This window comes from Arthrobacter sp. efr-133-R2A-63 (genome assembly GCF_030209795.1).
Taxonomy (GTDB): domain Bacteria; phylum Actinomycetota; class Actinomycetes; order Actinomycetales; family Micrococcaceae; genus Arthrobacter; species Arthrobacter bambusae_A.
The window spans coordinates 112,034-133,475 of record NZ_JARVRG010000009.1 but is presented as its reverse complement, the minus strand read 5'-3'; the positions used below and the strand labels follow the sequence as shown (position 1 = coordinate 133,475).

Here is a 21,442-nt window from a genome sequence, read left to right as displayed (position 1 = left end):
CGAGCAGAGGAGATTGTAAGCATCATTATATTTGCCTGACCACACTATCATTGAATAAACTCCTATTTTCTGCTACCTTCGGGGAACTCACAAAGACGTTTGGAATTTCGGGGGGAAATTCATGCGCACGTCAATAAAAACAACCATTCTCCTTGGTGCAGTCTGCGTTTCCGGCATCACACTTACTGCCGCAGCGCTCAACGCTCCTCCGTCGATATCATCAGCCTCAGACGTCGTCCCGGCTTTCTTATCGCGTCAGGCGGAGTCTGATAAATTACCGGACACATTCATTGCCACCTTTGCGCCAACCGGCGCCGATCTCACAAACGCCCGGTTTCTAGGGGCCGGCCAGAACGCTCGATACTTCGCCGTCACTCGCGGTTCGGACAAGATTTGCATCGCAACCATCGGGAAAGCTGCCGAGCCGCTCGGTTTGGCCTGCACCAACGTCAAGGGCTTCGAGGGCTATGGGCTTCGAGTGGGCAACGATGACCGTAGCGAACAGGCTTGGTTGATATCTCCCCACGGCGCGGCCGGAAATACGCTGAAGAGCGCCGACGCCGTTGCGGCCACGAGCAAGGGCGGCCAATGGAAGCAGATCGCCCCCAGCCTTCTTGTACTGGAGCCGAGGAACCAATAGTACAAAGCGTATTGCACCGTTTGCCTCGGGACATGTGTACTTTGCTGGCTCCGCCAGGACATCGCCGAAACTATTCAAAATTAGGGGAGTTTGACGTGAAGAACAAATTAATTCTTGAATATGTAGGGGATTATCCTTCAGGGGAGTCTCCTGATCCGAGTAACAAGGGAATAATCAGCCTAGAGTTCGCACTCCAACATCATGGCGGATATACATTTGACATGGAACTACCAGACGGCAGCTTCATCCCTGTCTCCCTCGAGGAATTTCGCGGCAAAAATCCTAAAACCACGTTCATTGTCCTCGGGGTTGAATTAATCGACGATGGTCCAGAGGACCTCGCACGTTGGGAAGCCAGGGTCGTTGCCAAGCGCGGGCCTTTTCGGAAAACACCGCTTAGCTAGTCAATGACGTCCTGCGGATCGGATGCTGGGGTCTGTACCTGTGGTGGCACATTAGGCGGAAGAATTCGAGCACCAAGCCTCCACCAGGCTGAGAGGAATCCTGCGACTCCGCGCCCTTCAGGACGACGGACGGGCCTTGCGCACAGGGTGCTCGCTCAGGATAGACAAGCGGTTGAACGCGTTGATGCCGATGCACGCCATGCAGAGCACGCTGATCTGTTCTTCGGTGTAGACCTTCCGCGCGCGTGCGAACAGCTCGGGAGTGGGACGGGCAGTGGTCATGCGCGTGATCTGTTCGGCAAGCTCAAGCGCCACCTGTTCGGCCTCGTCGAAGAGCCCCACCTCGCCATGCACCGACACCAGGGAAAGCCGCTGCTCGGTCTCGCCGTAGCCGATGGCGCGGCGGTGATGCAGGTCCAGGCAGAAGGCGCAGCCGTTGATCTGCGAAGCCCGGTAGTTCAACAACTCGAGTGTGCGGCGCGGGATCCCGGTCCTGTCCGCCTCGGCAGAGACCTGACCCGCGTAGTCGGAGAGGGCCTGATAGAGTCCGGGCTGCTGCTTGTCCAGATAGCCTGCGAGCTTCGGGGTATTTTCACTCATTCGCCGAGCCTATCGGAGAGAGCTACCTAGTTGCTGCGCTACTTGACGCAGGGAATGGCACCGCCTTGGAGCGCCCCGGTGGAATCCGCGTAGACGTTGCTTGGGGGTGCGGGCGGAGCGGCTGGCGCTGCAGCCCCTGGGGCGGGTGCCGCGGGCGGTGCGGTCGCCGCCGTCGAGGCAGCCGCCGTCGTCGGGGTCGCCGTCGGGGTTGGTGCGGGAGCCGGCGGGACCGGGGTGAGGAGATCCTTGACGGTGGCCTGCACCTGGTTGATGTCCACGGTGTTGATGGAGGCGCCATCAGGGGACGTGCCGAAGCCTGTGATCGGCAGGGTGGAGAAGGAGATGTTGCCGCCGGTCAGGGACGTGGCCTGCTGGGCGAGTTCAATGAGGTTCAGCTCGGAATCGACCACGATGTTCTTGCTCACGGCATCCAGGACACCCTGCATCTTCCCGATATCGGTGAAGGTCCCGGCGTCCTTGAGCTGGTGGGAGACCGAGGCAATGAAGGCCTGCTGGCGGCGCTCACGGTCCAGGTCCGAGAACAAGTACGTCGGGTCTGACGTGTCCCGGCGCTGCCGCACGAAGGCCATGGCCTGCTTGGCATTGATCTGCTGCATGCCCGCTTTGAAGTCGGCCCCGGAGAACGTGTCCTGGGTGGCCTTGTTGACGCACACGGTGATGGGCGCGATGGCCTGGGCCGTCTGGTAGAACGCCGCCATGGTGACTTCGAGGAAGTGGTCGATGTGAACGCTGCCCAGGAACGAGGTGACGGTGGCGATTTCAGCCTTGCGCCCGGCGTCGCGCGCCGCCTGGTAGGTGGTGTCGTCGTCGGGCTTTCCCGAGTTGATCAACGAAGTCTTCTCCGCCGCGAAACCGTAGCCGTACGCCTCTTTGATCTTGGCCTTGAACGGGCCGCTCCCCGGGATGCCGTCCACCTGGACGTAGTCATCCCGGGGAATGGAAATGCCCGTGGCTTTGGAACCGTCCGCGGGGATATGGATGAGCATCAGGACGTTGGAGTTGTAACCACCGATATTCTCATCGCCCGCGTGCAGGGCGTCGTACATCTCCGGAGGAAGGGGCTTGCCCTTCTCGTCAACCCTTGTATCGAGGCCCATGACCAGGATGTTCGTGTCCTGGGTCAGTTTCGGCACCGCCGCAGGCTGGGTTTTCATGTCCTTCAAGACATCCGAGCGATGGACGTTGTTGTTGACCGCAACCGCCGTCGCGCCCACATAGGTGACAGCGCTGGCGGCTGCCAGGGCCACGGCGGCGACAACCGCCGTGGCCGAGATCAGGATGATGGATTTACGCCGGGACTTGCGGCGCATGTGGCGAGGGCCCGGCGAGCTTGCCTGGTGTCCATCACTCATGAAATTCTCCTGTCCCCGCCGTTTTGGCGTGGTGGCTCGGTCCGCGGCGCGACCAGCGGGTAAGCAGATTGTAATCGGCCATCCCGGTTATGGCCCCGATGACGCGGGAAACCGTCAGGCGCCAAGCGCGAGCTGAACCACCCGCACAATCACCAGGACCATCGCGATCAGCAGATACGTGCGCAGAACCGTCAGGCCGATCCGGTGCCCGGTGGAGAGTTTGGGGGCAGTGAGCAGGGCAATCGGGGGCATGCGCCACGTCTGCCGCTGTGAGCGGTCGACCGCGTCCGCGCTCGGCGCTGCGGGGTGGATGCCGCGGTAGACCAGGAAAACGGCCCCCGCGACGGCGGAAACGGCGGCACCGCCGACGAGGATGCCCAGGATGGCGTCCGAACCCATGTCCGGAAACAACACCCCGGCGGTCAGGACCAAGGAAAGGATCACCAGGACCGCAATCACGGCCGAGGTGAAGAAGTTCATGAACCGTCCGTTCACCCAGGGCCCCAGCACTTGCTTGTCATTGCACAGAAGCAACAGGAATACCGTGGCCGAGGGAAGCAGGACCCCCGCCAGCACCTGGACCCCGACCGTGAGCAAACCCAAAGGGCTGCCCGGGATCAGGACCACAATGGCCGAGAGGAGCAGGACTCCCGCGAACACTGCGTAGAAGCCTTTGGCGTCCGACACTTTGCGGTGCAGGGAGTGCTTGAGCCCCAGGACGTCACCGAGGGCATACGACGTCGAAAGCCCGACGGCGGCGGCACCGATGATCGAGGCATCGATCAGTGCCAGCGCGAACAGGACACCTGCGACCTTTCCGATGTGCTGTTCCAGGCCGACGGCGACCCCGCCGGCGTCCGTGAAGTTGCCGAACTGTGGGGTACCGGCAAACGTCGCCGCCGTGAAGGAAATGATCGCGGCTGCCCCCACGATGACAATGACGATTCCCAGCCAGAGATCAGCCTTCTCGTACTTCAGGAAGCGAGGGGTGATGCGCTTATCGATGATGTACGACTGCTGGAAGAACAACTGCCACGGCGCCACCGTGGTTCCGACGATCCCGATGATCAGCAACGTCACCGTGGACAGGTCCGCGCCTTTGGGCATGCCGGGCACCACGAAGTCGTGTGCGACTTGTCCGACGTCGGGATGGACCATGAAGATGATCGGCACCAGCAGCAGGGACCCGGCCACCAGGGTCAGGCACACACGCTCGAAGCGCTTGAAGGAGCCGGTGCTTGCCGCGCCCACGATCACCGCGGTGGCCAAGAGGATTCCAGGGATCTTCGGGATGCCCAGGTAGTCCAGGCCCAGGCTGATGCCGATGAATTCGGTGACGATCGTCAGGGCGTTGAGGATGAACAGGTCGATGACGCTGAACGCGCCCCAGAATTTGCCGAACCGCTCCAGGATCAAACGGGCATGCCCCACACCGGAGACCACCCCCAGGCGCAGCACCATTTCCTGATTCACGTACAGCACCGGGACCAGAAGGAGCAAAGTCCAAAGCAGCGACGTTCCGTAGTTCTGACCGGCCTCGGTGTAGGTCCCGAAAGCGCCGGCATCATTGTCGCCGACCATGACGATCAGCCCGGGCCCGATGATCGCCAGCAGGGTCTTCAGGCGCGATTTGACGCCCGAACGCGGCCTTTCGTCATTGACGCGGATAGTACCGAAGGCACCCTTGATGTCACCGACATGGGCTGTGTCGAGGGCTGCGGAGGGAGCTGGCAGCGTCTTGGTTTCGGTCATGATGCACCGGCTTTCTGCCCGGAACCGGGCACAAAAAAGTCGTGGATAAGCCTCACCGGACCAAAGGGCGCGGCGGGCGTGGGTGGGCGTTGCTAAGTAAAGGGGGCACGTTGCGTGCCGTGTGGATCAGGCTCCGGCTGGGTCAGGCTCCGGCGTGGGGGAATGAGTCAGCGCAGGGTTTCAGGAAGCTGAAACGAAGTCCGGAAAACGGGACGGGAGACTGGGTTTATGACCATCGTTCATGATGGAACCGTCACCTCCTGCTGCCGTTGGACGCGCCGCGGGGAGGGCAGGCATTGGAGCCTGCACATGCCCCTCCTCGTAAGACCTTTGGCACTTCGCGGCGTGAACCCGGACTGTGTCCAGGAGCCAATCGGGGCCACCCCTTAATGCCGGGGCGGCCTGTCCTGACCCGGGGCGTCTCTCGACGTTGGGGGTCGCTGGCATGTTTCCGCGAAGGAGCCTCAGCTAACGAACGGCACCTTGCTCAATATGTATACCTCATTTTATCCGTATGAAACAATATAAGCATGGATGCAGATAACGCCGTGTGCGGCCGGGAGCCGGACAGCCAGTACGTCGAGTTAGCCGTCGAGGTCTTTGCGATGCTCGCCGACGCCACCCGGGTCCGCATCATTCTTGCGCTGCGCGACGGTGAGATGCCCGTCAACCAGCTGGCCGAGCTGGTCCACAAATCCCAGGCGGCCGTATCCCAGCATCTGGCCAAATTACGCCTCGGCCGCGTGGTCACCACGAGGCAAGCCGGAACCCGCGTGTACTACCGCCTCGCGAACGAGCACGTCCGCCAGCTCGTCACCGACGCGATCTTCCAGGCCGAGCACTCCCTCGACGGAACCCCGCGCCACCACCACGCCGACGTCTTGGACGAGGTGTGAGCCGCCCACCCGCAATGGCGAGCCTCACCGGCGTCGGGGTTCAGATCCCGGGCCACGGCAGCTTCACGGTGACGGCGGAAGCAGTGCACATGATCGACGTGTTCGGTGGAACCCTGCACTGCTACCAGGGTTCTGCTGGCTGCCGCAAACAAGGCCTCTACTTCTCCCGTACTGAGCCCAAAAAATACCTTCGTTGCCTCCTTGCGGAAGGGCCCGCTCCGGGTTTCGAAACCGAAATAGCCCTGAGTGTGAGCCATAATCTCGCGCCGAAGCTGGACGGTGCGGTTTTGCACTTCGGCAACTACAACAAAATGCAACGGTTCATCTGGCTATCGATGCCGGCAGTCCCGGGACACCCCTGCGTCTGCCGCAGATCCATCGGCGCCCCGGCCGGAAAACGCTCGCCTTGCCTCGATGACTCAGGGGTCGGGCTCAGCGATATCTGAGTTCAGCGGCGCTTGAGCAACACCGCAACCGCGGTCACAATGCCCACTACGACGGCGAGGACCCCGGGCCCGGTCACGGCCTGACCGCGCCACCCTTCCCATGATGGGGCTGTCGGCAGAAGCAGCACGGCAGGGATCCCAGCCAGCGCAAGCGCCGTAATGTTGGCCGCCAGGCGTATCCGGCATCGCAACCGCTCGGGTTTCCCGCGCTTCTGCAGAGGGGTGGGGCGCCAGTCGTCGACGCGACGAGCAGCGGAGCGATCACTCGCAGAAGCGGCCGGGGCGGCCCCTTGCGGCGGTAGGCGGGATCCCGCGAGTAGTAGCGAATGAACCGCCAGCCGGTGCTGGCCGTCTTGGCCACCACCGGGCCCGCCAGGAGCACGCCAACGAAGAAGTGGGCCACCATCAGGCTGCCCAGGGTCGGAACGGTAGCGATCTCCGCCACCGACAGCACCAGCACCACCGCACCTGTCAGTGCGGTGAGGCGCTCGTTGCCGACGACGCCGGAAGCCTCGCCTCGCGCTCGATCCGTCACGCTTTGACGTCCTGGCGTGGGAAGACGACGGCGCTCACCACAACGAAGACGGCAATCCACAAGAGTGCTGCGCCCAGGGCCGCCGGGTAGCCCTGGGGCGGTTCCGGGCCAACCAGGGGCACAGCGGTCCCCACAATGGTGTTGAACACCCGGCCCGGGAACCACTGGGTGACCTGCGGCAATACCACCGCGATGATGCCTTCGACCACCAGGATGTAGGCCAAGGCGATTCCGACGCCGGCCGCGACCGAACGGGTGAGTATGGCGATGAGCATGCCCAGGGCACTCACCCCGACGAGGCACAGCACCTCATTGCCCAAGAACGCCAGGAAGACCCGCAGACCCTCCGGAGAGGTCCAGGCAGCCGTCTGAATCCCTTGGCCTTGGGCAACCACGAGGATGAATGTGCCGCTGATGAGCAGGGTGAGCAGCATCGAGAGCAGCACGAAAAGCACTAGTGCCAGCATCTTGCCCGCCAACCACCGCAGCCGCCGCGGCTCACAGACCAACAAGTTGCGCAGCGTCCCTTGGGACCATTCCGCGGCGAGATTGGCTGTCACCATCACCAGCGCGATGGCAATGATCAAGGATCGGGCCTGGCCAATGATCGAGACCAATCCCTGGGGTGTGGGGAACGCGGTAATCAGGCCTGCCATCTCGCGCCCCGTGGCTCCGGATGCGATCTGGTGGAACGTCAGATAAGCGATAAAGGTGCTCACCACCAGCATGGCTCCCGCGACCGCCAAAACACTCCAACGGCGGAACTTGGGCACTTCGCTGCGGAACGCACGGATCACGGAAATCATGGGTGGTCTCCCTTTATCAAAGCCAGGAACAGCTGCTCGAGGCTGGCTTCCCGTATCCGGAGGGTCAGGTCCGGCGCGCCGGTTTCCCCGGCCATCCGGTTCAAGGTCTCGGCAAAACCGGCAGGACAAGCGATGCGCAAGACTCCGTCCTCCCTCGTGACCGCATGACCGGCGTCGCCCGCAATCCGGGCCACCACATCCAGCTGGATCGCGTCCTGGGATTCGACAACTACTTCGACGCGTTGAGCCAACAGCTCCCGCGCCGGCCCGCAGAACAGGACCTTCCCTTGATTGAGCATAATCAGCCAGTCAGCGAGCTGTTCCAATTCGCCAAGCAAGTGACTGCTGAGCAGGATGGTCTTCCCTTGGCCGGCCAAGCGGCGCAGCATCTCGCGCATTTCGATGATGCCGAGGGGATCAAGGCCATTGGCTGGCTCGTCGAGAATGAGCAGCTCCGGATCGGGCAGCAGGGCCATCGCCACTCCAAGGCGCTGCTTCATACCCAGCGAATACGTCCCGACCCGGTCTCGCGCCCGATCGGAGAGTCCCACCACCTCCAGCAGTTCGGCCACGAGGGATCCGGGATGGCCTCCAAGGCGGGCAAGCACCTCCAAGTTGGTCTGCCCTGAAAGGCCCGGATAGAACGCCGGCGCTTCGACCAGCGCTCCGACGCGCGGCAGGTAGCGCTCGGGTTCCGCGAGTGAGTGGCCCAAAACCGTGGCGCTGCCTGCGTCCGGCCGCACCAGCCCGAGGAGCAGGCGGATGGTAGTCGTCTTGCCTGCCCCGTTGGGACCGATGAAACCCGCAATGGCTCCCGCCGGCACACGCATGGTGAGGCCCTCGACGGCGGTTTGGCTGCCAAAGCGCTTGCTCAGGCCTTGTGTTTCAATGGCGAAACCTCGTGCGGGCTCAGAGGAGAGGGACATAGGAAAGAATGTATCTTGAGGTACCGAAGGGAAGTGTCATGACAACGCAATCGGCTCAAACAACCCTGCTCGACCGGACATTCCGCGTGAGCCTCGTCCTGAAGGGCCTGGATGGTGTTCTGGAACTGATCGGCGGCGTCCTTCTTTTGCTGGTGACGCCCAAACAAATCGGTGATCTGGTCAGGTTCCTCACCCAGCATGAACTCGCCCAGGATCCCCACGACTTCGTGGCGAACAGCCTGGTGCACATGAGCTCGAACCTCTCGGTATCGGCATCAGTGTTCGGCGCGATCTACCTGCTGCTCCACGGCCTGGTCAAAATCGTCCTGGTCTGGGCCGTCCTGAAGGACAAGCTCTGGGCCTACCCGTGGATGATCGCGTTCCTGCTGGTCTTTATCCTTTACCAGGGCTACCGGATCGCCGTGGCCTTCTCCTGGGGCCTTGTCCTCCTGACCGCCTTCGATATTTTCATCGTCTGGATCACCGCCCGCGAATACCGGCTCCACAAGGCACGAAGTCAAGAGTCCTCCCCCACGGCTCAGCCGGCGGACTGAGGTACCGGCCGCAGGTTGAGCACGCGGCCCTGTCACGGGAGGGTCCGGCGTAGGGCTGTGACCATGGCCTGAGCTGCCGGCAGGCCGCCGATCAGCAACAAGGCCAGCGCAACAACGCCGACGGCGGTGCGGCCGCCGTCGTGGAAAGCGAACGCGACGATCGTCAGGGGGCTGCTGGCGATCATCGCCCAAGCCGCCCAAAGCGGGATGGCCCCCGCCCGGTACAACCCGATTCCGAACAGCACGTAGGCAACCAAGTGGCAAACAACGTAGACCACCAGATACGTGTTCATGACCGTGTCATTGGTGAACTGATCCAGCAACGCCGCATAAGAACCGCGGTCCCGAAGCTGAGCCATGGTGCTCGCGAGATCATCCAAGGCGGCCAAGGCAGAGAAGGGCAGCCAGCCCACCACGCCCAGCAGCCCACCGATCGTGGCGAGCCACTGCATGCGACGGTAACAGAGGTAGGCGAGGCCGGCGGCTCCAACGGGGAGCAGGAACGAGGCGATCACGAACGCTGCCACGTGCACGGCGTTCGTGACCGGATCGGCCGCCGCATTCGCTTCAATAGTTGAGGCTCCGGAAGTGTGGATGGCCGGGGCTAGCAGCCCGCCAACGAGGTAGCCCAAGGGTCCGCCGACGATCGCAATCGCGAGGACTATCCGCAACACCCGTTCGGTCCCGCGCATCGCCGGGGCGCTCATGGCCGCGAGCCACTACGTCGATGCACCCTCAGTGCCCCGAAGATTTCGATCAGCAAACGGACCGCGTGATATCCCACCACAAGGGCAATGATCGCCGCGACGACTGGATCAAGCCAATAAAGGCCCTGCGTCACGTAGATGACGGCACCGGCCAGTGCCACCCCGGCCGCAGCCGCGGCGTCGCCGGCGGTATCAAGAAGGACGGCACGCATGTTCAGGTCGCCGCCGGCTTTGTTGCCGCCGTCGCCGTCGTCGTCGTCGCCGCCGCCGTCGTCACCGCCGAGGATAAGGGCGCCGACGAACATCACGACGGCGGCAATCCCGCTGACGATGAGCACCGGCAGCCCGCGAACTTCGCTGGTGCCGGTGATGAGCCGTCCGGCGGCGCCCGCCAGAATCGCGATGCTCAAGACGAGCAACCAGCCGGCATTTACCCCTGCAGCCCACGTCGTGGCCATTGGGTACCCGTGTGGACGCGTGGGGGTCGGCGGCAGCTTCGACACCCGGACAGCCAACAACGACACCCCGATAGCGGCAGCATCTGCCAGATAGTCCGCGCCCTCCGCGAGCACCCCCAACGAATTCGCCGAGATCCCCACGACAACCAACCCGGCCACCAGCACCAGGTTCAAGATCAGGACGACGCTCAGCCGACGTGTACGAGTCACCCCTTCAGGGTAACCATGCGGGACTGCGGGCCCCTTGAAGACCGGCAAGGCTGTGGTCCATCAGCGGTCCCGAAAAAGTTCTACTAATTTTCCTGTTTTTGGGCGCGGGAGGGCCTTTTTGAGCCCATTACTGTCGTACCCCTCTGGAATGCTTTGGTTATGGAGGGGACTCGGGGAACGCAGCTGATCGGAACCGGCGCGCCAGCGGGCAGCGCGGCAGCGGGCAGCGGGCAGCGGGCAGCGCGGTTCCGGTGTCGGGTGCCTGGGTGCGGGACTTGATCGATGCCATGACCTCATTCCGGCCAGACCTCCCGAACGGCACGGCACCAGTTGACCGCGCCGAACTTATCGACCAGTTGCGTGCCCTGGAGGACTTGAAGTCCGCGGCAGCGGCCGCGCAGGCCAGGATCGCCGTCGCGTTCGATGCCGTCCAGCGCAGCGCCGACGCCGCGGCCGGTGTCCCGGCCAACGAACACGGACGCGGCGTCGCAGCCCAGGTGGCTTTGGCCCGGCGGGAATCCCCCGCCAAAGGATCCCGGCTCCTCGGACTCGCGAAAGCGCTGGTCACCGAAATGCCACGCACCCTCGCCGCCCTGAATACCGGGCAGTTGAACGAATGGCGCGCCACCCTGCTCGTGAAAGAAACAGCCTGCCTGTCCGCCGAAGACCGCTGCGCCGTGGACGAGGAACTCGCCCCCGACACCGGAACCTTCGACGGCGCCGGAGACAAAGCCATCCTCGCGGCCGCCCGGGCCGCGGCCTACCGGCGTGACCCCCGCACCGTCACCCAACGCGCCAGCCACGCCGCCACCGAACGGCACGTCAGCCTCCGCCCGGCACCGGACACCATGACCTACCTGACCGCCCTGCTTCCCGTCGCCCAAGGAGTGGCCGTGCACGCTGCCCTGTCCCGGCACGCCGACACCCTCCGCAACGCCGGCGAGGACACCCGCACCCGGGGACAGATCATGGCCGACACCCTGGTCGAACGCACCACCGGCACCCCCGCAGGAATCAGCGGGGTCGAGATCCAGCTCGTCATGACCGACCGCACCCTCTTCCAAAGCGACGCCGAACCAGCCCAGCTCCCCGGCTACGGCATCGTCCCCGCCGGCTGGGCACGGAAACTCCTCAACGACAGCAGCGGCCATGGAACGTCCGCTCCAGGTCAGACCGAGGACGGCCAAGCAGGTCCCGGCCACAATCACGAATTGAAGCTCTGGCTCCGGCGCCTCTACACCGCACCCGCAACCGGGGAACTGGTCGGCGTCGACTCCCGCGCCCGGCTGTACCCGCCCGGGCTGCGGCGCTTCATCCAGGCCCGCGACGACACCTGCCGCACCCCCTACTGCGACGCACCCATCAGACACATCGACCACATCATCCCCTGGCACCACGGCGGCACCACCAACCTGACCAACGGGGCAGGACTCTGCGAAGCCTGCAACCACACCAAAGAACTCCCCGGCTGGACAGCGCGAACCGGTATCGGAACACGGCACGTCCTCGACATCCGCACCCCCACCGGCCATACCTACCGATCAACAGCCCCGCCCTTGCCAGGAGACGGGATGCGGGGCACAGATCCGCCCTATACCGTCGCTTCAGATTCCAGGCGCCACCGACGCAAGCTACCGCACCACGCCAAAGCGCTCAAATACGGCCAACCCGCCAAACCGCAGGCCGCGTGAGTAAACTATGCCGGGCCCGGCGCCGTGTCTTTCGGAGAGGCGTCCTTCGCAGTCGTATCTTTCCCAGCAAGCGGCAGCGTGATCTTCATGACCGTTCCCTGTGGCCCGCTGCGTTCAACCTCCACAGCACCGCGGGCTGCCGTGATGATTTCACGGACCAACGCCAAGCCGATTCCGAAGCTGCGCTGCCCAGGTGCGCCCTCAGGACTGTGTGTCCTCACGAAGCGGTCAAAGATCCGGGTCTGGTCCACTCCCTTGATCCCGGCCCCGGAATCCGCGACCGTGACCACCGCACGGTTGCCGAGTACCGCCGTCGTAATTCTTACTTCGCCGCCGGCAGGGGTGTGCGCCAGCGCGTTGTCGGCCAGGGCAAGGAGGGCGCGGCGGAAGCCATTGCCGTCTATGAGCGCGAAAGGGCGGTCCTTTTCCGTCAGGATGACGCGGACGTTTTTCTCCCCCGCGAGTTGTTGCAGGCTTTCGACGACGGCGCGCGCCACCTTGGCGAGATCGCTCGGCTCTGCGGGGGCATCCGCGGGCGAGCCTGTCGCCGCGACAAGCAATTCGTTGACGATGCCGGTGAGGGTCGCGGTGTCATTGCGGATGCGAGCGAGTGCTTCCCCGGTTTTGGAGTCCGCGGGGGCATCGCGCTGGGCGAGCTGGACGCGTGCGTCGAGGATGGCGAGGGGTGTGCGCAATTCGTGGCTGGCGTCCTGCACGAACCTTCGTTGCAAGGCCAACGCTTCTCCCAGGGGCCTGATGGCACTCCGAGCGCTGAGCCAGCCGATGGCCCCGGCAAGAAGGATCCCCGCAATCCCGGCAACGATCATGGCCTTCAGAAGGTCCTTGGTGTCCAGATACGCGTAGACGGAGTTGGATTCGCCTGGTCCAGGCAGGGATGGATGCTGTGCTTGGTTGAAGAGGTAGATCGCCGCGGCCGCCAGCAGGCAAAGAACTAAAACCGCACACGCCGCGCTGATACGCACCGCGATCTTGAGCGACGCTTTGCGGAGCGTCGCCTGGTCCGGGTTCTCACTCATGGGAATGGTCCTCAATCATGGGGCTCGCCGATCTGGTATCCGAGGCCGTGGACCGTCCGGACCACCGATTTGGAGATCTTGCGGCGCAAGTGGTGGACGTAGGTGTCGATCACGCCGGGCTGGTCCGTGGGGTGGAACAAGGTGTTGATGAGGTCTTCACGGGTGAAGACACGTTCGGGTTCGCCCGCCAAGGTTTCGAGGAGCCCGGCTTCCTTCGCCGTCAGCGTGACGACAGAACCGTACACGGAGCGCATGGAGCGTGCACCGGCGTCGAGCTCCCAATCCCCTATTTCCAGGGTCTGGGGCGGCTGGGCATACGTCCTGGTGAGGGCACGCAAGCGGGCGGCAAGTTCCATGGCATCGAACGGCTTGCTCATGTAGTCGTTCGCACCCGCGTCGAGGCCCCGGATCTTCTCATCGGTGGCACCGAGCGCCGTCAGGATGAGGATCGGGGTGGCAATCCCTTTGGCACGGATGGCCTTGATCAATGCGATGCCGTCCATGACCGGCAGCCCCCGGTCGATGACCATCGCATCCCAACCCTGGGTCAACGCGAGGTGGAGCCCATCGCCCCCATTCACAGCCAAGTGGACAGCGAAGTCCGGCTCCAGGAGTTCGCTGATAAGCGGCCCCAGAGCGGCGTCGTCTTCGACCAGGAGGAGGCACGGCCGCTCAGCTGTTGTCATGCTGTCTATTGTTCCCCGGCGTGCCCGTTTGCGGCCCCCACTTTGACCTTGCGTCGCTTTTTGAGGAACTCGACTCCCCACGGAAGGACTGAGATCAGGACCATGATGACGGCGATCGCATCAATGTTCTTGGCAACGAACTCGTAGTGTCCCAGCCAGGAGCCCAGGAGTGTCACGGAGGTCGCCCAAATGACGGCACCGGCGATGTTCCATAGGGTGAAGGATTTGTAGTTGTAGCGGGCGATGCCTGCACTCAGCGGCGCGAAAGTCCGCACAATGGGGACAAAGCGGGCCAAGACGATCGCCGGGCCGCCACGGCGTTTGAAGAAATCTTCGGCCGTGTCCAGGTGGGCGGTCTTCAGCACGCGTGCGTCGTCCTTGAACCAGCGCCGTCCGAACTTGCGCCCGAGCATGTAGCCGATCTGGTCTCCGGCGATGGCGGCGGCCGATACGACGGCGATCAATACCGGCAATTCAAGCTGCAATTGCTGGTGAAGCAAGCCGGTAGTGAAGAGCAACGAGTCACCGGGCAGGAAGGGGAACAGGAGACCGGACTCGATGAAAACGATCAGCGCCACGACGCCCAGCGCCGCGGGGCCCATGCCCTGGAGGAGGGTGGTGGGATCGAGGAACGCGGGCATGGCGGAAAGTACGTGCATGGGGTCCTCCTCAGGATCCGTGTGCGTTGGTTGCGGTGGCTTCCGACGCGGTTGCTTCCGGGCGGGCTTCAGAACCCGCACCAAACGGCAACCGCGCGAAAACGCGCGGTGAGTACCGGTTCCAAAGCCCGGCCAAGACGATCACTGCGGCGCTGGTGGCCAGGAATGACGCCACAACATCGCTGGGGTAATGGACTCCGATGTAGATCCGGGACCACGCCACTACCACTGCCAGCACGGCACCGGCCCAAGCGGTGATGACTCCCCACCGGGTTCCCCGGACCAGGAAGTACAGGGCGAAGGCGAGCGCTACGGCAAAGGCGGTATGGCCGCTGGGAAAGCTGTTGGAACCCGTCTCCGGAGCCAGGGGGTCGAAAAGAAGCGCGGGGTTGGGCCGGTGGCGGGCAACGATCAGTTTGAATGCCTCGCTGGCAACCCAGCCCGAACATGCGAAGAGCACAAACATGACCGCACGCACGAAGGACTTGCGGACCAGGAGAAGGTAAAAGCCGATCACCAGGACAATGCAAGCTCCCGCTGCGGGGGCGAAAAGGAAATTCAGTGCCATGGCCACGGTGGTCAGTGCACCCACGTGATGGCGGCTGAGTTCCTGGTCCACACCGAATTCACTGGTGGTCAGGCCCGCAACAGACTGAACGCTGAAGCCAATGGCCAGTACTGCCGCGGCCAGGACAATGCCCCACAGAAGCCAGTACCTGGGCTGGGGAAGCAGCGGCACACTGTGACGGACGACGGCGGAAGGGCGGCCTTCCGTGGAAGTGTTGTGCTTGGGGTGTGATCGCATGGTGTCTCCGGTTCGGGGGTGACGGCCGTGGTGCGGCCTGCTTCCACTCTGGCGCCCAGCACTTAAGAAGCTCTTAAGAACTCCTTGTCACCGCCTTTCCCCTTGACCCGCACGTGGCTGGGCCGCAGAGTTTAGGAACCGACTGTCCGCCACATCGAAGGGTCTGGAATGTCCGAATTTGCGATCTCGAAAGACGGTACCCGCATCGGCTACGACCAACACGGCGAGGGGCCTGCCGTGATTCTGGTCGGCGGCGCGATGCAATTCAGGGGCTTCGACGCCAACACGGTGGAAATGGCCAAACTCCTGGCCGCCAAGGGATTCACGGTGCTGAACTACGATCGGCGCGGCCGAGGGGAAAGCGCCGAGGCTCCGTCATTCACCCTGAAGGACAACATCGACGATCTCGCCACGCTCATCGACATTGCGGGCGGCCAGGCCGCGCTCTTCGGGAGTTCTTCCGGCGGCTCTATTTCCCTGGCCGCCGCGGCAGCAGGCCTGCCCGTCACGAAGCTCGCGCTCTGGGAGACTCCGCTGAGCGAAGAACTCGGCACCGGCGGGGCTGAATTCTTCGCCGGGCTCCAGGAACGGGTCGCCTCCGGCGACAAGGCCGGCACCATCGAGTACTACATGAAGGACATGCCGCCGGAGTGGCTGGCCGGCGCCAAGAACAGTCCAGGATGGCCCATCATGATCGAATTGGGCCCAAGCCTTTTGGCCGACGCCGAATCCCTCGCGTGGTCCCAGTCCGCGCCTCGCGCCGAATTGTGGTCCGGCATCACCCAGCCAACCCTCGCGATCGTCGGCGAGCAAACCATTCCGATCATGCCGAAAGCGGCCGACTCCATCGTGGCCAACATCCCGAGTGCCCGAAAGGCCACCATTCCAGGCGCCAACCACGGCTGGGAACCTAGCGTCATGGCCGACGCCTTGGCCGAGTTCCTCGCCGAGTAATACTGCAACCGCTTCCACCATGGAACTGGCCGCGGTCGCCGTCGAGCTCTACACGCTGGTTCCCTCGGCCTTCACGGCAGCCCGCACGGCGCGGGCCAAGGAAGCCAAGTCCGCGGGGGACGCCGAACTGGCGAAACACATCGCCCACTTGCCCAAGCCCTCGACCGCGGCGTGGGCGGTGAACATGCTCGTCCGGCACGGCACCAAGGAATTCGCGGGGGTGTTGGAGCTGGGGGCATCGCTCGGGGAGGCACAGGAGCAGCAGGATCACGACCGTCTCCGCACTCTCGGCCAACAGCGCCCCCGCGTCCTGGGTGCCGCCGTCGAGCAGGCCCGGACAGTGGCGGAAGGCCTCGGCGTCAAGGTCAGTGGCGCTGCCGCCATGGAGATCGAGGCAACCTTGAGGGCCGCCATGACCGATCCCGGCGCTGCCGCGGCGCTCCGCAGCGGGCAGCTTGTGCGTTCGCTCGCCACGAATGGATTGGAACCCGTGGATCTCTCGGGCGCGGTGGCGATTGCGGGCACGCTTCCCGTGGTGGGCCCGGGCAAAGAAGAGCCCGACGACGGCGGGCGGCAAAGCGGGAGGGCAGACTCACAGCGGGCTCGCGCCGACTCGGAGCGCGAACGCGAGAAGGCGCAAACCGCACTCGCGGAAGCACAGCGCAGCGCGGACAAGGCCGACCTGGAACTCGCCCAGGCCGAGCGCGAAAAGTCGGAGGCCGTGCGCCGGAGCGAACAACTCGCCGTCGACGTCAAAGCCGCCAAGGACAAGCTGGCCGCATTGCAACAGGAGCTTGCCGAGACGGAGTGGGCGATCACCCTGGCCGAGCGGAACCGCAAGCTGGCAGCCCGGCTAGCCGAGCGGGAGCGTCGGGCCGCGGAGACGGCGCGGGCCCGGCTGGCGGGGTTCTCTTAGCGGGTCGAACGTCCGGTATACCAGACAATCCGAGGCGTATTCTGGGACGATGTACAGTCACTCCGTGCGGCCCAAGGCGCCGGCCGCGGCCCAGGTGCTGGCGGTTCTTAGATACGTCGCCGGCCAGGCCGGCCCGGTCAGCGCATCAATCATTGCGCGCGATGTTGGCCTGCCTCGGTCCACCACGTATCAGCTCATTGCCTCATTGATCGACGACGGCTTCCTGGTCCACCTTCCCGAGGAGCGGAAGTATGCCTTGGGGGTGACCGCCCATGAGTTGGGGACCGGGTATTCGCGGCAGGCTCCCATTCAGCGGATCGCCCGGTTCCCCCTGTCCCGGCTCGTCGCCCGGACCCGCCGGACTGCACACCTTGCCGTGATGCACGGGCGGGACGTCGTCTACGTGATCGAGGAGCGGGCCCCGCGGCAAAGCCCCTTGGTCACCGACACAGGAGTGCGCCTTCCCGCCCATCTCACGGCGAGCGGCCGGGCGATGATGGCCCAAATGGACCCCGCGCAGGTGGCCGCGCTTTTCCCAGGACCGGAGGCCTTCGCGGAGCGCCACAGCAACGGCCCGCAATCCTTGCCAGCGCTGCAGGATCTCTTGGCGCGGGCACGGTCGCTCGGATACGCCTGGGAGCAGGACGAGGTCACAGCGGGATTTTCCTCAGTGGCCGTCGCCGTCCTCGACCGGCAACGCTATCCCGTGGCCAGCGTGACATTGACGGTGTCGAACCGGGCATTCCCCGGCGGGAGCACAAGGCACAGGGCAAAGGACGCCGAGACGCCAGAGGAACGGGCGGTCCGCATCGAAGACGTCGCCAGGGAGTGGATTCCGGAAGTGACCCGGTGCGCCAGGGAGATCTCCCGCAGGCTAGGCACCCAAGCCTGATCCCGACGTCGTTCCCTCCTTGGCGTCGGGACGCCCGCTCACCTCTACGGCCAAAAGAAAGGACGCCCGCTCACCTCAGGTGAGCGAGCGTCCGCCGAAAACACCCCAAAAGTGAGCGAGCGTCGGAGGGGGCAGAGACTAAACTGACGCGGCGTTCGGCACGGAACCGGCTAGCGGAGCTTCTGCCTCCGAGGCGGGTTCCGTCGGGTAGACCATCTCGGCCGGAGCGTTGGAGTTCCTCTTGGCCAGCGGATAGAACACGATTGCCGTGACCACGAGGCCTACGAGCCAGGAGATGTCCGCCCCGCCCAGAAGGTCCGTCATCGGTCCGGTGTAGAGGGTCTGCGCCAGGAACGGGATCTGGACGACGATACCGATCGCGTAGCTGAGCAGCGCGGTCTTGTTCCAGCGCCCGTAGCGCCCGTTCAGGTCATACAGGGCCGGAATGTCCACCTTCTCCTTGGAAACCAGGTAGTAGTCCACCAGGTTAATGGAGCTCCACGGGATGAAGACCATCAGCAGGAGCAGGACGAAGTTCTTGAAGTTGGCGATGAAATCCGGGGAAGCAAGGACGGCGATGAGCACCGAGAGCCCGATAAAGCCGATCACGTAGGCAAACCGGGTCCATGAAGCTACTGCGGACTTGCGGGTGAACGCCGTGACCGAGGTGAGCATGGTCATGTAGCCGCCGTAAGCGTTCAGCGTGTTGACGGTAAGTTTTCCGGTCACGATCACCAGGTAGATGACCACCGCGATCAGTCCGCCGCCACTCAGGTTCCCGAGGAAAGCGACCTGGCCGTCCAGGAACCGTGCCCCCTTGGGCAATGCGAGGGCAGCGAAGAGCGCTCCCAGGGTCATCGACCACTGGGACCCAATCACCGTGCCGAGGTACGCCGACATGAAGGTCTTGCGTGCCGGGGTTTTGGACGGCAGGTACCGGGAGTAGTCGGCCACGTACGGGCCGTAGGTCAGCTGCCATCCGGCGCCAAGCGAGATGGCGAGCAGGAAGGTGGGGAACTCGAAACCGCCGGCACCCAGGAGTGCGCCGACGTCCTGGCTGGTCAACAACCTGATGCCCAGGTAGGTGAAGCCGAGGACACCCACGACGGTCGCAATGCGGCCCAACATGTGGATGTACTTGTAGCCCAGGGTCGCCACGACGATGGTCAGCACCCCGAAGACGACCATGCCCACCGCCGGGGTGTCCGTGTGGAGGATGAGGCTGATTGCTTGTCCTGAGAGGACCGTTCCGGTCGCCGCGAAGCCGAGGTACATCACGACCACGAGCACCAAGGGAATCACCGCCCCGAAGATCCCGAACTGCGCACGGCTGGAAATCATCTGCGGCAAGCCGAGCTTCGGCCCCTGGGCCGCATGGAGCGCCATGACCGCGCCACCCAAGAGGTTTCCGACCAGGAGGCCGATGATCGCCCACAGCGCATCGGCGCCGAACAGTACGGCCAAGGCGCCGTCGACAATGGCCGTGATCTGCATGTTCGCCCCGAACCAGAGCGTGAACTGCTGGCCCGGCGAACCATGGCGTTCATTTTCCGGGACAAAGTCGATGGAACGACGCTCAACGCGTGGCCCGCCTGATCCCGTTTTTCCTGTGGCCTGCATGCCTAATCCTCACTTTGACAACCGAAGTCCGATGTCCCCAACTGAGAATCAATCAGAGCATGCCAAGTGATACCGATCACGGAAAGGCGTCCAGGATTAGTCCGAAATCCCGGACGATAAGGCAAGAGCCGTCGTTTACCCCATTTTGCGGCCATCGCCGCCGGCTAGGCCCATGAACATCGTCTTGTGCAACACGTCCACGTGCCGCCGCGATACCTCCACGGCCGCGCGATCGTCGCCATCCCGCAGGGCGTTCACGAGCGCTATGTGGTCACGGTTGGATTCGTGGAGGAACTCGATCGGGTACGGGATGAAGTAGGCATAGAGTTCCGCCAACGCCTCGTTGTAGACGTCGACCGCCGCTCCAAGGCCCGACGACGCCGCGACCAGCCTGTGAAACCGCTCGTCGGCCTGGTGGTATTCGGACCAATTGCTTGACCCGGCCATTTCCTGGGTAAGCCGTTCCAGCTCGTCAAGTTGGGCCACCGTGGCATTGACTGCGGCGAAGTGGGTGACCGCGCATTCGAACAGCAGCCGGCGGTCCACCAACCGGTTCACGGCAAGGGATTCCGCGGGCGAAGCAGCGAGCTGCTCAAGCACCTTCTGCGGCGGCTCATCAGCGACAAAGGTTCCGCCGCCGCGCCCTCGACGGCGGACAACGACGCCCTGGTCAGCCAGACTGGCCAGGGCCCTCCGCGCGGTGATCGGACTGACCGACAGGCCCAGCGCGACGTCTTGCTGGTCGGGCAGCCTCTCCCCCGGCTGAAGCAGCCCCAAGGAGATGGCCATTCCGATCCGCAACCGTACGGCGTCGATGGCGCTCCGGCGGTCGATACCGAGCAAAGGGGCAGCATCGATGGGAGAGTCGCCGGTGGCGTCCTCGAGCTGACGGGTCATATCCGCTACTTTACGTGGCAAAATCCACCTTCCTTTTATTTGATCATTATGATCTAATATGAGGCGAGTCACAACGACAACGTGGAGAAACCAGTGCAACGCATCCTTCCCCTCATCGCCGCCCAAGCGGCACCCCGACTGATCGGCGAGCCGATCCAGGCCTTCGCGGACGAGGTCGCGGCCGCCGTCGCGATCCAACCGGAAAGCAAGCTCGTGGTCTTCCCGGAACTGCACCTTTTCGGGGATTCCAACCCGGACCTGCAGCGCACGGAAATGCTGCAGGACGCGGCCGAGCCGCTTGACGGTCCCCGCGTCAGCGAGCTACGGCAGCTCGCCGCGGACCTGGGGATCTGGCTGGTTCCGGGCAGCGTCTGCGAGCGCGGACCCGAGGGGCAATTGTTCAACACCCAGTTGGTCCTTTCCCCGGAAGGCGGCCTTGCCGGGTACTACCGCAAGATCTTCCCTTGGCGCCCCTTCGAACCCTACGACCCCGGCGACCGGTTCACGACCGTCGACCTGGAAGGGATCGGCCGGGTGGGCCTGAACATTTGCTACGACGCCTGGTTCCCCGAGGTGACCCGCCAGCTGGCGTGGATGGGCGCCGAAGTCATCCTCAACGTCGTCAAAACCACGACGCCGGACCGCAAGCAGGAACTCGTCCTCGCCAAGGCAAACGCGATTGTGAACCAGGTCTTCATGGTCAGCGTCAATTGCGCGGGCCCCACCGGCAAGGGCCTCAGCCTGATCGTCGACCCCGAGGGAAACACGATAGCCGAGGCCGACGACGACGCCCCCACCCTTCTCGCCGCGGAACTGGACCTCTCCGCCGTCGAGCATGTCCGCACGCACGGGACCGAAAACCTCAACCGTCCCTGGTCCCAATTCCGCCCCGGCGAGCCGCCCATTGACCTGCCCGTCTACCAAGGCCGCATCGACCCGACCACGTGGACCCCGCGGTCCTCCGACTCCTAAGGAACC

General features: G+C 64.1%; 24 protein-coding genes and 1 riboswitch. Of the genes, 10 read left to right on the top strand and 14 right to left on the bottom strand.

Annotation, left to right across the window (positions count from 1 at the left end; genetic code table 11):
* Window positions 1-121 precede the first annotated feature (121 nt).
* Both QRN45_RS04820 and QRN45_RS04815 read left to right on the top strand, forming a co-directional pair.
* Window positions 122-640 (top strand): hypothetical protein, encoded by a 519-nt coding sequence (locus QRN45_RS04820; RefSeq protein ID WP_284762539.1) that lies wholly within the window; start codon window positions 122-124, stop codon window positions 638-640.
* Window positions 641-735: 95 nt separating this feature from the next.
* Entirely contained in the window at window positions 736-1,044 is a 309-nt protein-coding gene (locus QRN45_RS04815) for a hypothetical protein (protein ID WP_241706792.1), read from the top strand.
* 117 nt (window positions 1,045-1,161) lie between these two features.
* On the opposite strand, the gene QRN45_RS04810 is transcribed toward QRN45_RS04815, so the two are convergent.
* The 3 genes from QRN45_RS04810 to QRN45_RS04800 all read right to left on the bottom strand — a co-directional run bounded on the left by QRN45_RS04810 (window position 1,162) and on the right by QRN45_RS04800 (window position 4,769).
* Window positions 1,162-1,644 carry a carboxymuconolactone decarboxylase family protein gene (locus QRN45_RS04810; protein ID WP_241706776.1) on the bottom strand — a complete coding sequence of 161 codons (483 nt, stop codon included), beginning with the start codon at window positions 1,642-1,644 and terminating at the stop codon, window positions 1,162-1,164.
* A gap of 38 nt (window positions 1,645-1,682) precedes the next feature.
* Window positions 1,683-3,017 (bottom strand): LCP family protein, encoded by a 1,335-nt coding sequence (locus tag QRN45_RS04805; RefSeq protein WP_284762538.1) that lies wholly within the window; start codon window positions 3,015-3,017, stop codon window positions 1,683-1,685.
* A 114-nt stretch (window positions 3,018-3,131) separates the two neighbouring features.
* Entirely contained in the window at window positions 3,132-4,769 is a 1,638-nt protein-coding gene (locus tag QRN45_RS04800; protein ID WP_241706771.1) for an NRAMP family divalent metal transporter, read from the bottom strand.
* A gap of 308 nt (window positions 4,770-5,077) precedes the next feature.
* Window positions 5,078-5,252, bottom strand: a riboswitch (M-box (ykoK) riboswitch).
* Between the two features lie 47 nt (window positions 5,253-5,299).
* On the opposite strand from QRN45_RS04800, the gene QRN45_RS04795 reads away from it, so the two are divergent.
* Together QRN45_RS04795 and QRN45_RS04790 are read left to right on the top strand one after the other, a co-directional pair.
* Window positions 5,300-5,665, top strand: coding sequence for an ArsR/SmtB family transcription factor (locus QRN45_RS04795; RefSeq protein ID WP_241706769.1), 366 nt, complete (start codon window positions 5,300-5,302; stop codon window positions 5,663-5,665).
* Window positions 5,662-6,111 carry a peptidase gene (locus QRN45_RS04790; protein WP_241706758.1) on the top strand — a complete coding sequence of 150 codons (450 nt, stop codon included), beginning with the start codon at window positions 5,662-5,664 and terminating at the stop codon, window positions 6,109-6,111. The genes QRN45_RS04795 and QRN45_RS04790 overlap by 4 nt, the downstream gene beginning before the upstream one ends.
* Window positions 6,112-6,184: 73 nt before the next feature.
* On the opposite strand, the gene QRN45_RS04785 is transcribed toward QRN45_RS04790, so the two are convergent.
* Genes QRN45_RS04785 through QRN45_RS04775 form a run of 3 tightly spaced genes read right to left on the bottom strand, consistent with a single transcriptional unit; the run spans window position 6,185 to window position 8,378 of the window.
* Window positions 6,185-6,646 carry a hypothetical protein gene (locus tag QRN45_RS04785; protein ID WP_241706748.1) on the bottom strand — a complete coding sequence of 154 codons (462 nt, stop codon included), beginning with the start codon at window positions 6,644-6,646 and terminating at the stop codon, window positions 6,185-6,187.
* Window positions 6,643-7,452 (bottom strand): ABC transporter permease, encoded by an 810-nt coding sequence (locus QRN45_RS04780; RefSeq protein ID WP_241706746.1) that lies wholly within the window; start codon window positions 7,450-7,452, stop codon window positions 6,643-6,645. The genes QRN45_RS04785 and QRN45_RS04780 overlap by 4 nt, the downstream gene beginning before the upstream one ends.
* Window positions 7,449-8,378 (bottom strand): ABC transporter ATP-binding protein, encoded by a 930-nt coding sequence (locus tag QRN45_RS04775; protein ID WP_241706729.1) that lies wholly within the window; start codon window positions 8,376-8,378, stop codon window positions 7,449-7,451. The genes QRN45_RS04780 and QRN45_RS04775 overlap by 4 nt, the downstream gene beginning before the upstream one ends.
* A 38-nt stretch (window positions 8,379-8,416) precedes the next feature.
* Here QRN45_RS04775 and QRN45_RS04770 point away from each other — a divergent pair, with 38 nt between their 5' ends.
* On the top strand, window positions 8,417-8,932 hold the full coding sequence (locus QRN45_RS04770; protein ID WP_284762537.1) for a DUF2127 domain-containing protein: 516 nt from the start codon (window positions 8,417-8,419) through the stop codon (window positions 8,930-8,932).
* 32 nt (window positions 8,933-8,964) lie between these two features.
* Here the strand turns inward: QRN45_RS04770 and QRN45_RS04765 are convergent, their stop codons facing one another.
* Entirely contained in the window at window positions 8,965-9,639 is a 675-nt protein-coding gene (locus QRN45_RS04765) for a hypothetical protein (protein ID WP_284762536.1), read from the bottom strand.
* Window positions 9,636-10,307 carry a cation diffusion facilitator family transporter gene (locus tag QRN45_RS04760; protein WP_284762535.1) on the bottom strand — a complete coding sequence of 224 codons (672 nt, stop codon included), beginning with the start codon at window positions 10,305-10,307 and terminating at the stop codon, window positions 9,636-9,638. Before QRN45_RS04760 ends, QRN45_RS04765 begins: the two co-directional genes overlap by 4 nt.
* A gap of 287 nt (window positions 10,308-10,594) precedes the next feature.
* On the opposite strand from QRN45_RS04760, the gene QRN45_RS04755 reads away from it, so the two are divergent.
* Window positions 10,595-11,998 (top strand): HNH endonuclease, encoded by a 1,404-nt coding sequence (locus QRN45_RS04755; protein ID WP_284762565.1) that lies wholly within the window; start codon window positions 10,595-10,597, stop codon window positions 11,996-11,998.
* A 5-nt stretch (window positions 11,999-12,003) separates the two neighbouring features.
* Here QRN45_RS04755 and QRN45_RS04750 read toward each other — a convergent pair whose 3' ends face one another.
* Genes QRN45_RS04750 through QRN45_RS04735 form a run of 4 tightly spaced genes read right to left on the bottom strand, consistent with a single transcriptional unit; the run spans window position 12,004 to window position 15,185 of the window.
* The gene (locus tag QRN45_RS04750; protein ID WP_284762534.1) at window positions 12,004-13,035 is read right to left on the bottom strand and encodes a sensor histidine kinase; all 1,032 of its coding nucleotides are present in this window, start codon (window positions 13,033-13,035) and stop codon (window positions 12,004-12,006) included.
* 11 nt (window positions 13,036-13,046) lie between these two features.
* Complete coding sequence (locus QRN45_RS04745; RefSeq protein ID WP_241708112.1) at window positions 13,047-13,721, bottom strand: response regulator transcription factor; 675 nt, start codon at window positions 13,719-13,721, stop codon at window positions 13,047-13,049.
* 5 nt (window positions 13,722-13,726) lie between these two features.
* On the bottom strand, window positions 13,727-14,380 hold the full coding sequence (locus tag QRN45_RS04740; RefSeq protein ID WP_078106327.1) for a DedA family protein: 654 nt from the start codon (window positions 14,378-14,380) through the stop codon (window positions 13,727-13,729).
* Between the two features lie 10 nt (window positions 14,381-14,390).
* Window positions 14,391-15,185 carry a phosphatase PAP2 family protein gene (locus tag QRN45_RS04735; protein ID WP_241708111.1) on the bottom strand — a complete coding sequence of 265 codons (795 nt, stop codon included), beginning with the start codon at window positions 15,183-15,185 and terminating at the stop codon, window positions 14,391-14,393.
* 168 nt (window positions 15,186-15,353) lie between these two features.
* Here QRN45_RS04735 and QRN45_RS04730 point away from each other — a divergent pair, with 168 nt between their 5' ends.
* The 3 genes from QRN45_RS04730 to QRN45_RS04720 are packed head-to-tail and all read left to right on the top strand — an operon-like array spanning window position 15,354 to window position 17,947.
* On the top strand, window positions 15,354-16,139 hold the full coding sequence (locus tag QRN45_RS04730; protein ID WP_241708110.1) for an alpha/beta fold hydrolase: 786 nt from the start codon (window positions 15,354-15,356) through the stop codon (window positions 16,137-16,139).
* A 19-nt stretch (window positions 16,140-16,158) separates the two neighbouring features.
* Window positions 16,159-17,055 carry a hypothetical protein gene (locus tag QRN45_RS04725; RefSeq protein ID WP_241708109.1) on the top strand — a complete coding sequence of 299 codons (897 nt, stop codon included), beginning with the start codon at window positions 16,159-16,161 and terminating at the stop codon, window positions 17,053-17,055.
* Window positions 17,056-17,104: 49 nt separating this feature from the next.
* Window positions 17,105-17,947 carry an IclR family transcriptional regulator gene (locus QRN45_RS04720; RefSeq protein ID WP_078106331.1) on the top strand — a complete coding sequence of 281 codons (843 nt, stop codon included), beginning with the start codon at window positions 17,105-17,107 and terminating at the stop codon, window positions 17,945-17,947.
* A gap of 138 nt (window positions 17,948-18,085) precedes the next feature.
* On the opposite strand, the gene QRN45_RS04715 is transcribed toward QRN45_RS04720, so the two are convergent.
* Together QRN45_RS04715 and QRN45_RS04710 are read right to left on the bottom strand one after the other, a co-directional pair.
* Window positions 18,086-19,567 carry a purine-cytosine permease family protein gene (locus QRN45_RS04715; protein WP_241708108.1) on the bottom strand — a complete coding sequence of 494 codons (1,482 nt, stop codon included), beginning with the start codon at window positions 19,565-19,567 and terminating at the stop codon, window positions 18,086-18,088.
* Between the two features lie 135 nt (window positions 19,568-19,702).
* Complete coding sequence (locus QRN45_RS04710; RefSeq protein WP_241708107.1) at window positions 19,703-20,464, bottom strand: FadR/GntR family transcriptional regulator; 762 nt, start codon at window positions 20,462-20,464, stop codon at window positions 19,703-19,705.
* A 93-nt stretch (window positions 20,465-20,557) separates the two neighbouring features.
* Between QRN45_RS04710 and QRN45_RS04705 the strand changes: the two genes are divergently transcribed.
* Entirely contained in the window at window positions 20,558-21,436 is an 879-nt protein-coding gene (locus QRN45_RS04705) for a carbon-nitrogen hydrolase family protein (protein ID WP_241708106.1), read from the top strand.
* Window positions 21,437-21,442 lie beyond the last annotated feature (6 nt).

Bases quoted from the DNA above. Each gene is read 5' to 3' on its own strand.
- QRN45_RS04795 (WP_241706769.1), top strand. From the start codon at position 5,300: ATGGATGCAGATAACGCCGTGTGCGGCCGGGAGCCGGACAGCCAGTAC.
- QRN45_RS04715 (WP_241708108.1), bottom strand. From the start codon at position 19,567: ATGCAGGCCACAGGAAAAACGGGATCAGGCGGGCCACGCGTTGAGCGT.
- QRN45_RS04765 (WP_284762536.1), bottom strand. From the start codon at position 9,639: ATGAGCGCCCCGGCGATGCGCGGGACCGAACGGGTGTTGCGGATAGTC.
- QRN45_RS04710 (WP_241708107.1), bottom strand. From the start codon at position 20,464: ATGACCCGTCAGCTCGAGGACGCCACCGGCGACTCTCCCATCGATGCT.
- QRN45_RS04730 (WP_241708110.1), top strand. From the start codon at position 15,354: ATGTCCGAATTTGCGATCTCGAAAGACGGTACCCGCATCGGCTACGAC.
- QRN45_RS04800 (WP_241706771.1), bottom strand. From the start codon at position 4,769: ATGACCGAAACCAAGACGCTGCCAGCTCCCTCCGCAGCCCTCGACACA.
- QRN45_RS04810 (WP_241706776.1), bottom strand. From the start codon at position 1,644: ATGAGTGAAAATACCCCGAAGCTCGCAGGCTATCTGGACAAGCAGCAG.
- QRN45_RS04820 (WP_284762539.1), top strand. From the start codon at position 122: ATGCGCACGTCAATAAAAACAACCATTCTCCTTGGTGCAGTCTGCGTT.
- QRN45_RS04770 (WP_284762537.1), top strand. From the start codon at position 8,417: ATGACAACGCAATCGGCTCAAACAACCCTGCTCGACCGGACATTCCGC.
- QRN45_RS04780 (WP_241706746.1), bottom strand. From the start codon at position 7,452: ATGATTTCCGTGATCCGTGCGTTCCGCAGCGAAGTGCCCAAGTTCCGC.
- QRN45_RS04725 (WP_241708109.1), top strand. From the start codon at position 16,159: ATGGAACTGGCCGCGGTCGCCGTCGAGCTCTACACGCTGGTTCCCTCG.
- QRN45_RS04750 (WP_284762534.1), bottom strand. From the start codon at position 13,035: ATGAGTGAGAACCCGGACCAGGCGACGCTCCGCAAAGCGTCGCTCAAG.
- QRN45_RS04745 (WP_241708112.1), bottom strand. From the start codon at position 13,721: ATGACAACAGCTGAGCGGCCGTGCCTCCTCCTGGTCGAAGACGACGCC.
- QRN45_RS04805 (WP_284762538.1), bottom strand. From the start codon at position 3,017: ATGAGTGATGGACACCAGGCAAGCTCGCCGGGCCCTCGCCACATGCGC.
- QRN45_RS04740 (WP_078106327.1), bottom strand. From the start codon at position 14,380: ATGCACGTACTTTCCGCCATGCCCGCGTTCCTCGATCCCACCACCCTC.
- QRN45_RS04735 (WP_241708111.1), bottom strand. From the start codon at position 15,185: ATGCGATCACACCCCAAGCACAACACTTCCACGGAAGGCCGCCCTTCC.
- QRN45_RS04775 (WP_241706729.1), bottom strand. From the start codon at position 8,378: ATGTCCCTCTCCTCTGAGCCCGCACGAGGTTTCGCCATTGAAACACAA.
- QRN45_RS04720 (WP_078106331.1), top strand. From the start codon at position 17,105: ATGTACAGTCACTCCGTGCGGCCCAAGGCGCCGGCCGCGGCCCAGGTG.
- QRN45_RS04755 (WP_284762565.1), top strand. From the start codon at position 10,595: ATGACCTCATTCCGGCCAGACCTCCCGAACGGCACGGCACCAGTTGAC.